This window comes from Clostridium thailandense, assembly GCF_019207025.1.
Classification (GTDB): domain Bacteria; phylum Bacillota; class Clostridia; order Clostridiales; family Clostridiaceae; genus Clostridium_AM; species Clostridium_AM thailandense.
On record NZ_JAEEGC010000026.1, the window covers coordinates 19921 to 35174 of the forward strand.

10 protein-coding genes are annotated in these 15254 nt (G+C 30.2%); 3 read left to right on the top strand and 7 right to left on the bottom strand.

All coding sequences use genetic code 11. The features are described from left to right. Positions 1-42: 42 nt before the first annotated feature. Positions 43-669, top strand: coding sequence for a DUF47 domain-containing protein (locus tag I6U48_RS06085; RefSeq protein ID WP_218319520.1), 627 nt, complete (start codon positions 43-45; stop codon positions 667-669). 146 nt (positions 670-815) lie between these two features. On the opposite strand, the gene I6U48_RS06090 is transcribed toward I6U48_RS06085, so the two are convergent. Further along, positions 816-1631 (bottom strand): lecithin retinol acyltransferase family protein, encoded by an 816-nt coding sequence (locus tag I6U48_RS06090; protein ID WP_218319521.1) that lies wholly within the window; start codon positions 1629-1631, stop codon positions 816-818. A gap of 278 nt (positions 1632-1909) precedes the next feature. Then, a complete protein-coding gene (locus tag I6U48_RS06095) occupies positions 1910-2968 on the bottom strand; it encodes a response regulator transcription factor (protein WP_218319522.1) in 1059 nt (352 codons plus the stop codon). Between the two features lie 152 nt (positions 2969-3120). Here I6U48_RS06095 and I6U48_RS06100 point away from each other — a divergent pair, with 152 nt between their 5' ends. Then, positions 3121-4212 carry an XdhC family protein gene (locus I6U48_RS06100; protein ID WP_218319523.1) on the top strand — a complete coding sequence of 364 codons (1092 nt, stop codon included), beginning with the start codon at positions 3121-3123 and terminating at the stop codon, positions 4210-4212. 138 nt (positions 4213-4350) lie between these two features. Here the strand turns inward: I6U48_RS06100 and I6U48_RS06105 are convergent, their stop codons facing one another. The 5 genes from I6U48_RS06105 to I6U48_RS06125 all read right to left on the bottom strand — a co-directional run bounded on the left by I6U48_RS06105 (position 4351) and on the right by I6U48_RS06125 (position 13226). Continuing rightward, on the bottom strand, positions 4351-5295 hold the full coding sequence (locus I6U48_RS06105) for a ComEC/Rec2 family competence protein (protein WP_218319524.1): 945 nt from the start codon (positions 5293-5295) through the stop codon (positions 4351-4353). Positions 5296-5526: 231 nt separating this feature from the next. Then, entirely contained in the window at positions 5527-6651 is a 1125-nt protein-coding gene (locus I6U48_RS06110; RefSeq protein ID WP_218319525.1) for an acyltransferase, read from the bottom strand. 350 nt (positions 6652-7001) lie between these two features. Continuing rightward, entirely contained in the window at positions 7002-8993 is a 1992-nt protein-coding gene (locus tag I6U48_RS06115) for a methyl-accepting chemotaxis protein (RefSeq protein ID WP_218319526.1), read from the bottom strand. Positions 8994-9134: 141 nt separating this feature from the next. Beyond that, positions 9135-9983 carry a YihY/virulence factor BrkB family protein gene (locus tag I6U48_RS06120; RefSeq protein ID WP_218319527.1) on the bottom strand — a complete coding sequence of 283 codons (849 nt, stop codon included), beginning with the start codon at positions 9981-9983 and terminating at the stop codon, positions 9135-9137. A 180-nt stretch (positions 9984-10163) separates the two neighbouring features. Continuing rightward, positions 10164-13226: an insulinase family protein gene (locus tag I6U48_RS06125; protein WP_218319528.1), complete on the bottom strand. Its 3063-nt coding sequence runs from the start codon at positions 13224-13226 to the stop codon at positions 10164-10166. Positions 13227-13513: 287 nt separating this feature from the next. Here I6U48_RS06125 and I6U48_RS06130 point away from each other — a divergent pair, with 287 nt between their 5' ends. Then, the gene (locus I6U48_RS06130; RefSeq protein WP_218319529.1) at positions 13514-15253 is read left to right on the top strand and encodes a methyl-accepting chemotaxis protein; all 1740 of its coding nucleotides are present in this window, start codon (positions 13514-13516) and stop codon (positions 15251-15253) included. The last annotated feature ends 1 nt before the right edge of the window (position 15254 follow it).

Consider the following 15254-nt stretch of genomic DNA (forward strand, 5'->3'; position numbering starts at 1 on the left):
TAAAATAAATATTATTGATTAACTTTTATGAGGAGGTAAATTATGCACAATAAAAAGCTTATAGATAAACTTTTTCCACCTAATTATGATTTTTATGAAATTCTTATAAAGCAAGCGGAATTAACTAATAAGGGTATCAATGCATTATTAAAATGGCTATCTGACACTAATAATCAAGATAAATATTACAATGTACTAAAACTAGCTGACGATGCAGATACTCTTCGTATAGACATGGAAAAAAAACTTATACAATCTTTTATAACTCCTTTTGACAGACAGGATATATACACAATATCCAAATCCATAGATAAGATATTTGATTATTCAAAATCAACCATAGAATCTATGCTTGATTATACTATAGAATGTGATGATATTATTCTATCTATGGTTGAAGAACTAAGCAAAGGCACAGTTGAACTTACCCATGCCTTATCTATACTTAAGGAAAATCCTTTAAAATCTGAAGAATTTGTGCGTCCCATGAGAGAAAAAGAAAACTCCATAGAAAAACTTTATAGAAAGGGCATGTGTATTCTATTCAATAATTCTGATACTATGGAAGCTTTAAAAAGAAGAGAAGTTTACCACCATATTAAAGATGCAGGAAAATGTCTTGGTGATACAATTGATGTTTTTCATAAAATCGTTGTAAGACTAGTGTAATTAAAAATATAAAATTGACATATTAAAAAAATAAGAGACTGTCTCATTAAGAATAAATACCGCAACATATTGCTAATTTTAAATTTGCAAAGCAATATATTGTATGTAAATTCTTTAGTGCGACAGCCTCTTATTCTTATAATGCGTTAGTCTGGTATCATACCTGTAGCTGTAAATTGCTTAAGCAATTGTATCTCCGTTTGGTTCAAAGCATCAATTTGATAGGATTCAGCATTGTCTGTTTTACACCATACTGCAAAATGCTCACAATTGTTATTAATCAGATCATAGCTTTTTTCTCCCAATCTAGACTGAGCTCTCTTAATCGTATCATCAGCTGAAAACTTAGCATTAGTGCCAAAATCTAAAACAAAATATTGACCTTTTGGAAAACGAGCATCCATATCTCCCATGCAAATCTCAGCACTTTTCATAGTACCATCTGTACTGCTATAATGAATTACTTTGTTATTTCCAATGTAAATTCCATAATGACAATAACTGTATCCTTGAAAATTTCCAGCAATACCAACTATATCTCCAGGAATAGCATCTCTATTTACTACTGTATACTTAGGAAGAGTGTCACTATTTATAGTAAATGACATATCTATAGCCTTAGGTAATTTTTCATTCAGGCTGTGAACATCCTGTGAAAGACTTAAAGTATACTTTTCACCAGAAGTATAGCCTCCTAAAGGAGGATTAATTAATAAAGTTTTTTTATCTTGTCCAATATCAAAAGTCACTTCTATAGGCTTGTCTTCACTGTCCTTTACGCTAATTCCTTCTTTAGTAATGTCATCCATAGTAAACTCTTTGGTAAATTTAATTGTCCATAGTTTTTTTGAGTTCACTACTTGGTTAGTTGGTGAATTAAACGCTGATGCTGTATCCGGTAATACAAAAGTAACACCCATTGCAATTAACAATGCCAAAGATAAACATGATTTTTTTAACATTTTACCACTCCTTAAAATTCATTGAGTAATTCTATAAATTTCTAAGCAAAACCTCTCTACTACTAATTTTCCAATAAATTGACAGCAACAATTTTTCTAAAAATACTTTATAGAATACTTTTCCTTAATTGATTTACTTTTCTAAAAATATTTTATCATAAAACATTGGCACATATCACCATATTTTTTATCATTCATCACAAGAATTTTTAACAAGAGGAATGCTATAGGTCCTTATCATACCTATAGCATTCTTTATCAACAATTCATATTTAATATTAATTAGTTAATGTTAAACTTTCGACTATTTTCTTCCAGTCATCCAACTTAAGATTGGGATCCTGTATGAGAACACTATATCTCAAGTTATTTTCAGTCCAGGAAATGCACTTAATATCCTCAATAACCGTTCCTTTTATTCCTCTTACGGTAATATCTTTTTCTCCTGGAAGTTTATCCTCATCATCTTTACTGTCTTTATTATCATTTAGTATCGTAGTCAACGTAAATGCTGGAACTCCATTTTTTTCGTAATTTTGATTTATCTCCTTATGACTTATTGCTTTAGCGTCTAAATAAGTAACCGTTTTTAATTTATAATCTGAGCTTTCCTCCAAGCATAGTATAGACTTCCCTGCTATTTTAACTCCTTCCTTTAAATCTATAACTTTTTCATTGTTTTTTCCGACTTGATCCATATCCTCAATTTTGACGTCAGATGGTAATTTCTGAATAAATAGACTATCCTCTAATTTTGGTGAAAAATCTAGCTTTGTATATTCTGAAATACTTTTAATATTTCCACTTTCTAGTGAAGATTTTATTAAAAACCAATGTTCTTTATCTATCCAATAATCCTGGTTTCCTATAATACTGTTCTTTTCTTTAAGTACCACTGCATTTTCTTCTAAAAGTATAGTAAGATCATTTTTAAATTCCAGACTATTACTATTTTCGTTTGCGCCTTCTTTTTTCCTATACCTTCTAAGATGCGCTTCTACCCTAGCTGATATTTCAATAAGGCTAAAGGGCTTTGTAATATAATCATCTGCGCCTAATTTAAGCCCCTTCACCTTATCTAAATCCGCTTGCTTTGCACTTATAATTAAAATTGGTATTTCACTTATCCATCTTATATTTTTGCATAAAGAAAATCCTTCCATCTCAGGAAGCATTATATCTATCATTGCAAGCTGAAAATTTTCTTTTTTGAAGTCTTCTAAACCTTCTTTTCCTGTGGACGCCCAAGTAACCTCATAGCCTTCTTTTTCTACATGCTCTTTTAGTATATTTGCAATTGCTTCATCATCTTCTACTATTAATAATCTTTCCTTCATTTTGAATCCCCCTATGGTTGTATTATATATGGTTATTTTACCATACTTAGTAAGTTAATAAATTATTTATAATTAATACTTTAAATTGCGTTATAAGCAGCTTTTCTCTATGGTATAATCTAACCATCAAACTATAATGGAGGAATAACTATATGGAAAAAAATCTCTACAAAAACTTGTTTGAAAAACTTGATTTAGGAAAGAGAGTGGTTATAGCTACAGTTTTAGATAACAATCCTTGTAATTCAAATTCTTTTCAAAACAAAATTCTTCTTACCCAAGAAGACTTAATTAAATATGACAAAGCATCCAGTTTTTATGAAACAATTTATGAAAAAGCAAAGTATGCGTTAGAGACTGGAAATCTTCAGTTTGTTAAAGTTTCTGAAGAGAAAACATATTTAATTGAACCCTATTTTCCTGAGCCTAATTTAATAGTTCTAGGCGGTGGACATATAGCTAAACCTTTAGTTGAATTTGGTGCTAAAGCAGGATTTTCAGTTACTGTTATTGATGATAGACCTTCCTTTGCTAATAAACCAAGGTTTCCAGAGGCCGAAAATGTAATTTGTGAAAGCTTCGAAAAGTGTTTCGATCTCATTAACTTGAATGAATCTTCCTTTGTTGTTACTGTTACTAGAGGCCACAGACATGATATGGATTGTCTTAGAAAAATACTAAAATACGATACGGCTTATATTGGAATGATTGGTTCAAAGCGTCGTGTCAAAGGTGTTATGGAACAATTGCTAAGCGAAGGTTATTCTCAAGAAAAGCTAAATAGAGTTAATGCTCCTATAGGACTTGAAATAGGTGCAGTTACCCCTGAGGAAATAGCATTTTCTATTATAGCTCAAGTCATTCAATATAGAAGACTTTTTGATCGAACTACTGGAACTATAAAAAAATCAAAAACTAATTGGCCTGAATTTGATAGAGATGTGTTAACAAAACTTAGTGAGGAAGACAATCTCTCAAAGGCAGTAATCACAATTGTTTCTACAAAGGGCTCTGTCCCAAGAAAAGAAGGAGCTAAATTACTTATAACCTCTAATGGTGAACTCGTAGGAAGTATTGGAGGCGGCTGCAGCGAAGGTGCAGTAATAAATACTGCTCGTTATATGCTGAGAAATAATATTACATATCAAATTGAAAGAATAGATATGACAGGTGACGTTGCCGAAAATGAAGGTATGGTATGTGGTGGAATTATGGATGTAGTCATAGAATGCTTTAATTTTTAAGACATTTATATAAATATCCACGGCCGACACTTAACATGTGCCAAAGTATAAGTTAAGTGTCGGCCGTGGTTCTCTATATCTATCAAAGACCTTGTTTATCATATTCTAAGTAATTGCTCTTATTCCAAAAGAATTCTTTTAGTTACCTGTATCATTAGTTTTGCTTGACTTTCCTGATTTATAATCTCCTGTTTTAACATTAAAGTTAAGGTTTTTTCCATCGCTAGTACATATTATAGTTCCATTCTCATCTGTTCTATAAAGCTTAATTTGTTTTTTCTCTAGCTTTTTCATAATTTCACTATGTGGATGTCCATAATCGTTATCCTTACCACAAGACACTATCGCATATTTAGGATTAACCTTATTTAAAAATTCAGTACTTGTTGAAGATGAACTTCCATGATGCCCTAATTTTAAAACATCTGCTGATATATCAAAGCCTTTCGATAATATCTCTTTTTCAGATAAGCTTTCTGCATCTCCTGTAAATAAAAATTTATTGCTTTCATAGGTTAATTTGATAACTATTGAATAATTATTTATATCCTGATATTTAGAGCTATTAGGAGCCAGTATTTCACAGCTAGCATCACCTAATTTAAATGCTGAGCCAGCTGTGGGTGTAGTAATTTTTAAATTCTTTGATTTTAATGCTTTAAGCACATCTTCAAAGGTTTTAGTATTTGATGTTACTTTAGGCATATATATAGTTCCAATGTCAAAATTCTTAATTATTGCATCAAGACCACCAATATGGTCCTCGTGTGGATGAGTTCCTACTACATAATCTAAATGTTTTATACCTTCCTTGTTCAAATAATCAACCATTAATTTTTCATCTTCATTAGTTCCTGCATCTATTAACATGTTATGAGTCCCTTGTTCTATTAGGATGCCATCGCCTTGTCCAACATCAATATAATGAACCTTCAGTTTACCATTTGATTCAGACTTAGTGTTTGTGCTTGAAGATTGATTTTTGTTACTGCTTGTACCATTAGAATTCGGTTTGCTGCACCCAGTAATAACAAAAATAAAAATAATTATAATTGATATTAATCCTATAATTCTTTTTTTCATACTTGTATCTCCTTTTGATATAAAATTATTCGGCTTATTTTTTCAAGAAAATTAACTCTTATAAAAAAACAAATCTTATATTTTTGTTAATTCTTATATATATTATAAAAGAACTAATGTTCTATGTAAATAATATATTTATTTGCATAATAAAACAAAAATATATTATAAAAAACCCTATAAGATAGGACTTTTAATAGTTTCTACCTTATAGGGATTAATTTTATACATTCAAATCCACGTTATAAATCTTCTATACAAATTTTTTGAGCCTAATCTCATTTTTATATTTTTGGCACCTGTTATAAACTGTGAATATGGAACAAATGCCAATATACTTATCAAAATTGGTGTTGCCAAAGATGTAATAATCCAAGATAAAAGACCTAAAGCTAGTGGATTCTTTATATGATAATACCAAGTTGCATGATTAATTATATATATTATAACTAAAACATGCGCCATATAGGCTGCAAAAGAATAATCACTAATATATCTCATAAAAATGTATATCTTAAGCTTGTTTGCAAATATATCTGATATTATGTAGAATACTAAAATTGAAGCAACAACATATAGTATCCACAAAGGTCTTATGAATTGGATATTGTTATATTTTACTTCATGTAAATACGCATAAACAAGTAGAGGTAAATATACAGCAAATATTATATTTTTATTTTTTAAAACTTTATCCTTAATATATTCGTAATTTAGTGCCAAATACATACCAAGTACAAAATATAGATACCAAAACACTGGAGATATGCTTACAGCTTTTCGCTGTAATTCGTCTGGACTTTTAAATAAAAAGGATGTAACACTATTTTCAATAACATTAGTGTATTTTGATACATAGTAATATAGTATTGTTAATCCTATAAAAATAATTATTCTAATTTTAATATTTGAGGCATGTACCTTTTTTGCAATTAAAAGTATTATAGGAAAAATTAAATACAATCTTAAGATCATTCCCATATACCACAAATGAAATGCTGCGTTGCCTGATACTAATTGCATTAAAAAACTTTGAAACTTTTGCATATCCTTTAATTTATATATATTAATGGCTGACCACACTATATAAGGTATCAATACATACTTAATTCTCTTAATATAGTATTTTTTCCAATCAAACTTCTCTGAATACACATATAGAAGAGACAATCCACTTATAAAAAGAAAAATTGGTACTGCCGTTTGTGCAATAACATATATAAATTTTAATATGCTATAATCAAGAACGCTAATATTTTTATTATTAGAAAGGCCTCCTACTGTATGTTGAGCCACAACAAATATAAATGCAGTTGCCCTTAAAATATCAATTTCTTTTAATCTCTCATTACTCATAAGTAAAAACTCCCATCTAGATACAAACCTGTTCCGCATACGATTATATCACATTTTCAAAATTAATGTTACAGGATTTAATAATAAAATAAGCACCGGCCTTATACCAGTGCTTATTTTGTATATTCTATAAAGGGGATCTATGATAGTTCTATTATCTCTAAGTAGTTATTGACTTAGAACAATTATTATTATAAATTACGATTGTTACATTCTTATGTCATATATATTAAATAATTATTTATTTTTTTAATAACTTGTAAATAAAAATTCAATTTGCAACATAACTTACTAGAAAGTAGACTTATGTGTATGAATAAGCCTACTTTCTACTGAAATATCTTCATTCTTTAAACTTTAAATTTTCCAATTAGCTCTTCCATTTCTGTTGCAATCTTATACAAAGCCTTTGCTGAACTTGATATTTGCTCTATACTAACAGTTTGATCTTCGACAGAAGCCGAAACTTCCTGTGTTGTAGCCGCAGATTGTTCTGAAACCGCTGATATATCCTCTATAGCTTTTATAACTTCTCCTCTATCGTTACTCATTACCGCAATATCTTTAATCAAACAATCGATTTTTTCAATTATATTGATTACGGATTTGCCTATGCTATTGAAAGCATCTTCTGTAACAGCACTCATTTTGCTAGTATTTTCTATGACCTCTTCTGCAGACACCATTTCCTTTTTAGTATCTTCTATTATACTCCTAAACTCTGATATAATATTCTCAATTTTTACAGTTGCTACTGAAGTGTTCTCTGCAAGTTTTTTGATTTCATTTGTAACTACTGCAAATCCTTTACCTGCTTCTCCTGCCCTTGCTGATTCTATAGCAGCATTAATTGAAAGTAAATTAATTTGAGATGTTATATTCCTTATTGTTTCAGTAATTACACTGATTTTCTCTGATTCTCCATTAAGAAGAAATACTTTCTCTCCAATCCTATTTGAAATCAATCTATTTGTAGCAACTACGTCTTGAAGCTTTTCAACTATCTCTAATCCACTATCTTTAACCCTTTTACTCTCATCTATAAAATCTTTCATCTCCGAAGAAGTATTATTTATGCTCTCAATTTTCTTAGAAAGCATGTCTAATTTTTCTGCGCTCATTTGTGTGTTTTCGGCTAGATTAACAGACCCCTGTGCCATATCCTCAACTGCTTTAGCCACATTCTCAATTGAACCAGTTGTTTCTTCCAGCGAAAGAGACAACTTTTTAGTGTTATCTTCTATTACAAGAGAGGTTTGCTGTATTTTGACTATGAGCTCTCTCATAGTCTTCCTTGTATTATCTAAAGCCCTAGCCATAATACCTGTCTCATCCTGTTTCTTATATAATTTTTCATAAGCATTACCATCTGTTAAATCTAACTGCTCCGTTTTAACTAAAAGTTCTGTTACTTTCTTTATTGGTTTTACAAATGCCGTACCTATAAATATACCTAATGAAGCAACAACAATAATTGTTATAATAATCAATATAGTTACTACTTTAGTATTTGTATTAACTCTGCTCATGATTTCAGAAGTTTTTCCGGTTACAACCAACTCCCAGTTCGCAGCTTTTATCAAATTATAGTATCCTAATCTCTGTGTTTTATCAGATGCTACATATTTTATGCTTCCATTTGAATTTTTGAATACAGTATCCATAAATAACTCAGAATTATCTGGGTTAACTTCCTCAAATCTTTTCCCTATATTATCTTTTGTAGGATGTGTCAGAAATACGGTTGTGTCTTTATTTAACAAGTATCCGTATCCTGTCTCCCCTACTTTTATTTCATCTACAGCTTTTATTATTCTATCAGCATTAATTGCAATCAAAAATACACCTTTAAATTCTCCATTACTACTTATTAAAGGTTTCACAAAAGCTACTGTCTTATTTCCTGTAGCTTTACTTGTAACAATATCACTAACCACTACGGAATTTTCCTTCTTTGCTTTTATGAAATATTCTCTATCAGAAATATTAATGTTTTGTCCATCATCATTTATAGAACTACCAGTACTATTCGAAAGCACAACAGTCTCAATTCCTGGATATTCTACTTTAATCTTTTTAAGCATTAGTTGTGCAGAGTTTCTATCAGCACTCTGTACTTCAGGATTGCCTTTATATGCCGCATTTAATAAATCGATTTTCTCTTGAACCCACAAATTTATTGTTGCTGCTGTATCTTCTGCAATATCCTGTATATGCACTGATATTTCCTTGTTTTGATCTCTACTGTAATTTGAAAGTTGATAAACATTTGTTATTAGTAAAGGTATTAGCGATAACATCAGTACAAAGACTAATAGCTTTGCTTTAATACTTTTTATCATTAAGTTTCTCACTCCTATTTAGAGAGTATTTTATATTAAAATTGTATATTTATCTAATACTATAGTATGTAATCTTATAATGTTTGTACCTATTTACTTTTATCTTTATTTAACCACAAAAAAGTTCAGAGCTTCATAATGTCACTCTGAACTTTTAAAAGCTTTTGAACATTTTATTTTTGTGATATTAACCTTATGCCACAATGAAGCATTTAATTCGCCACCTAGTATAACAATAATGGACACAAGAAAAAGCCAGGTAAGCAAAATGATTATAGCTCCTATGCTTCCATATACTATTGAATAATTAGCAAAATTGTTTACATAATATGCAAAAGCTACGGAGACTAGTATTAGGTTAAGAGTTGAGAATAGAGCTCCTGGGAGAACCTCCAGCCATGTAAGTTTTTTACATGGTGCATAACGATAAAGAGCTGTAAAAATAAATATAGCCGTAGATATAAATATAATATACCTAATGACTGTCCATAAAGTAAGCAACTCATGAGAAAATCCCAATTTATAAGCTGCATAGTTCCATATAATACCTCCCAATATTAATAAAAACATCATAATAAGTACTATAAAAGCCATTCCTAAAGTACAAAGAATAGAAATAGTCCTTACTTTAATAAAAGTTCTTGATTCAGGAACTCCATAAGCTTTGTTAAGCCCTTTTATAACTGCATTAAAACCAGCAGAAGCAGACCATACAGTAAATATTAAACTAAAAGACATAAGTTGACTGTGCTTAGTAGTAATAACCTCGGATACAGTATTACTTATAAGATCAAAGGCACTTGCTGGCATAATTCTGCTTAAAGCCGCTAATATTTCATTCCCATTTAGAGAAGTGTGTCCTATAAGAGTCATAAGAAAAATTATAAAAGGAAAAAAAGACAAAATTAAATTATACGCAAGCTGAGATCCCAACGCAGGAACATCATCATCGTTGAATCTAGAAATCAAATCTAATACTAATCTTATCATATTTATAACAGCCCTCTTAAATATTCTTTCTATTATATTGTGAATATTTACATTATATGCTTTAATAACAGGAAAATTAAAGCATAAATTACAATTCAAATGTTTTATATTTTTATGTAAAAATACAAAAAGGAGGAAATGATCTCCCCCTTTTATTTAATATATAAAATTATAATTTTTCTACTTTTCATTATCTATAATTTGATTAAATAACTGTTTATCTTGCTCAATCTTGTCTTTTGATCCCTCTACAAAATATATATTTTGTTTCAAAATTTTGTCAAGCATATTTCCATAGTTTCTTATATCTTCTGGTGTAGTTGAAAGTGCATCCTTTTCATAATTTAAGAGATCATTTACAGAAGAATTTGTAAGATACATTGAATCACAAAGAGATCCTTCCATTAGCGGTCCATTAGTTTTCAAATTTACAAACTCCCTAATAGAGCCTATAATGTAGTTTGCCATCTCAGAATCTGTTGCTTTAAAGTTTTTAAGATAATCCACAGTACCTTTAAAAGCTTCTAAAGTTTCCTTGAGATTTGGGTCTCTCATTGATGCAAGTATAACTCTACCATCAGATGAAAATACAGATTGAACTCCATATGCACCGCCAGATGTCCTTACCTTATTCCATAGGTATCCCATATCTAATACATTTTGTAGTACCATCATCTTTCCACTGTAAGTATATCCAGCCTTTTTTAAATCTCCCGCTTGTATTATTGTCTGTACCTTTGCTGATGAAGAAAAGGCTATATTCTTATTAGGCATAGAAAAAGTATATTTTTGTTTTGGTAGTACTTGTGAATTAATTTCAGAACTTATACGACTTAACTCATTTTTTAATATTTCTGATCCTTTTTCACTTCCACTACAGCTCACTATAAGTTCATTTCTATTAAATGCAAGCTTGCAAGTATCCTTAAGATTTTTAGAAATCTCATCCCACTTTGCATCAAAGTTATTGTCTATATCCTGCAAAAACTTATAGTAGGAAAGCCCCGTAAGTTCGGCACTATATCTTCCACTTTCATTCATATATGCATTCATTTCCATAATTGCGCTAGTGCCTGCTCCTGAAGTCAATACCATTTGAAGAGCCGATTTATTTTGCTCAATAATTTGCTTTATTTTCTGTTTATCATTAAACTGACTGTTGTTTATGATTTCTTTAACTATATCTAAGGACTTTGGTATATTTTCTTCTGGTACTAATAAAGATGCTGTAATTTTAGGTTTATAGTCATCAAGATTCTTGCTATTTGATACTGCTGAAGGAGCAAAACTAACAGTGCTGCCCATATATTGTAACATTTCATTTGAAAGCTGCTGATAACTATGTTCTGATGTGTCTACGTTTCCAAGTAAGGCTCCAAGTAAGCTTAAATAGTGTAATTTATCTTGAGGCACTTTTGATGTATCAAAGTAAAAATTTATACTGGAAAGTCCATTTAAATCTGTATTATGCGTAAGTACCTTTATACCTGCCTGGTCTTCTACTTTATATTTTAAATCTGGCAACTCAGGTTTAATATCTTTAAGTGAAAGTTTTGGCAAAACTTCAATTGCTTCTTTAGAATCTTCGCTTTTCTGCCATGTATTAAAATCTTCAGTATCCTTTAAAAGTAAAGCCTGTCCATTTTCTCCTGCTTGACTTTTATAAGCCGCAAGCTTCTTAGCTGTATTTTCAGCATTTCTACTTTCAAGTCCTGCTTCAGGCTTAAGTATAACTAATGAATGATGTTTATTCGAAAGTAAATATTTATTAATTAAATCTTGAAAGTATTTATTTTCATCTCCATCTGCAATTTTTTTCATTACATCATCAGTATCAAAATACATGGTAGGATCTTTATCATATATCCATGTAGCTAACGCAGTTTGTGATAAAATCAAACCATTTCCTCCAAGCATAGGTGTTACAAGTTTTTCAGAACGCTTACTTATATCATAAGATGCTAAAGCAGATTTAAGAAAATCTTTATCGAATCCATTCTTAGAAATATTCTCTAACGTATTTAAGATGGTTTTTTGAAATACTTCCTTTGAAGCCTCATCAGAATTTACAGCATTAATTGAAAATATTGGCTGAATGCCTTCCATGCTAAAGGAAGAACTTATATCTTCTGCAATTCCACTGTCTGTAAGCGCTTTTTTTAGTGGAGCGCTTTCTGTTCCTGTAAGTAAATAGCTTAGAAAACTTAATGCTATATTTGTTTCCTTATCTTCTATATTACTTGTAACAAAATTTAATGATAAGTATGTTTTCTTCTTTGTATCACTATCTTGAGCTACAGGATAAGAAGCTACTTTTTCAGGTATATCAGATAAAGGTTTTTGAGCCTTAATAGAAGTATTTACAGCAACCTTATCAAATTTGCTTAAATAATTGTTGTTAATAAACTGAAGATATTTTGCTATATCTAATTTACCATATAAATATATATAACTGTTTGAAGGTGTATAATTTTTCTTGTAGGTTGAAACCAATTGCTCCCTAGTAAGAGTAGGAATATCCTCTGGATTTCCACCAGAATCCCACTTATTAGAAGTATCAGGGAAAAGTGACTGATTTACTGCACTATGTAAAAGCCATTGCGGATTAGAATAATTTCCTTTCATTTCGTTATAAACGACACCATTAATTGAAAGAGGCGAATCCTTTGATGATAGTTCATACCTCCAACCTTCCTGCTTAAATATATTAGGATCAGTGGTCAAATTCGGATAAAATACTGCATCTAAATATACTCCCATAAGGTTTTCAAGATCCTGTTCGTTTGTACTTGCTACAGGAAATGTAGTATAGTCAGTGCTAGTCATTGCGTTTATAAATGAACCTAAAGAACCCTTAAGCATTTCTTTAAAAGGTGATTTTACTGGATAGTTCTTAGATCCATCAAGAACTGAATGTTCAATAATATGATTTACTCCTGTGTTATCTGAAACAGGTGTTCGAAAAGTAATATCAAAAACTCTTTGAGTATCTTCATTCTTAACATACATAAGCTTTGCACCTGTTTTTTCATGGGTAAAAAGCATAACAGTAGAATTAATTTTCGGTACTTCTTGAATTGAAGTAAGCTGAAAGCCATAATAACTTTTCCCTATCTGATTATCTACTGTAACATCTGCACCTGCAGCATAAACAGTTTGTCCAACTAATGCGCAATTGCTGGAAGAAACCAGCATAAAAAATGCCACAATAATATTAGTTGTTTTTTTAAATAATATTTTCATCTTATGCATCCCCCCTTATTGCATTTTTTCTTGTAATGAAATTATAACCTATTACTCGTATATTTTCCACATTTTTCATATATGTAACAATATTATATAGATCTTTTCTTATTATTTAATAAAATTAATAATTTCTTTATAATTCAATGATATGATTTAGATTTATGTAAGCCATTACATATTGAAAAATACACTAAGATATATAATAATATTATTTGTATAGTAGTACTATATGTTATTAATTACATGGCTAAAGCGTGAACGCTTTTCAGAAAGGATAGGTAAAAATGAACAACAGCAAGGGAATCGGCATAAGGTTATATATGCTAATAGGATTTGTCGTAGTATTTATATTAGGTATTAGTTGTTTTTCATGGGTTACATTTAGAAATTCTAGTGAACAAAACAAAAGTAGACTTCAAAAAACTTCTGAATATATAAACATAGTTGATGAGGCTAGGAAATCTCAGGTAGACTTCAAAATACAAGTACAAGATTGGAAGGATACATTATTAAGAGGCAATGATACTAATTCTTTCAGTAAATATTATTCTCAATTCACACAAGATAACAATAACGTGAATTCAGATTTATTAAAGCTTAAAGATGACATGGCAAAATACGATATAGATACTCATTCAGTTGATGCAGTATTAAACACCCACAAAAATCTATATGATAAATATGGCAAAGCTATTCAAAGTTACGATCAGAAAAATATAAATAGCTATCATGCAGTAGACGCAATGGTAACGGGCATTGATAGACAACCTACAGAAGATATGAATGCATTGGTAAAACAGATAGAAGATATGGCAAATTCAGAAGTTCAAAATATGATGAAACAATCTGACATTGAAGCCAAGAATTTCAACAGAAATTTAATTTGTGTTTCAGCTCTTGGTATTATTCTAGTTATTTTCTTTACTATATTGATTATCTCTACATATAAAGATATTACAAAATTTATAGAACAGTTTAAGACATTAATGGAAGAGGCGGAAAATGGAGATCTTACCATTAAAGGTGAGATACATAAAAAAGATGAATTAGACGAACTTACTGAAAGATTCAATAGATTTATTGACAAAATTAGGACTTTAATCTATGAAGCCAAAGATACAAGTGTAACTGTAGCATCTTCCTCTAAGGAAATAACGAGAGCCTCTGATGAAGTTAGTAAATCTATTGAAGAAGTATCAGTAACTATATCTAACCTAGCGGAAAGCGCATTTAAACAAGCTGAATTGGCCCAGCAAAGCAATAAAGGAGTTATTGGTGTTGTAGCCGGCTTGAATCTCATAACTGCAAATACAATGCATATTAATGAACTTGCAAACAAGGCAATGGAAACTGTAGTTAGCGGGACCTCAAGCCTTAAACACCAAAGTAGCAGAATGATCAATACCAAGAAAGCATCAAAAAATGTAACAGATGTAATTTCTGACTTATCTATAAAATCCAATGAAATTGGAAATGTTGTAGAATTTATTAATGATATTACAGATCAGATAAACTTATTATCCTTAAATGCTTCAATAGAGGCAGCTAAAGCTGGTGAGGCTGGTAGGGGTTTTACTGTAGTAGCTAATGAGGTTAAAAATTTAGCAGAACTCTCAAAACAATCTACACAAAAAATAAGCAGACTTATATTGGATGTACAAAATAATATTAAAAAAGCTGTTACTGAAGTGACAAATACAAGAATTTCAATAGATGAACAGGAAACTTCTCTTAAATTAACAGATGATTCCTTTAATCTTATTCAAACCTCTATTTCTGAGATGGCAAATAAGATAACCGAAGTTGCCGATGAAACAGAAGGAATCAATGAAAATGCAATATCTGTAGAAAAATCACTAAAGGACATAGTAAACCTAATTGAGCAAAATGCTTCTAGTACAGAAGAAGTTGCTTCTTCAACTGAGGAACAGACTGCTTCTGTTGAAGAGGTAGCATCTTCCATTAATCAGCTTGCAGAGATGTCAAATAGTTTACAAAGGTCACTAGATAAATTTAAAGTTTAGT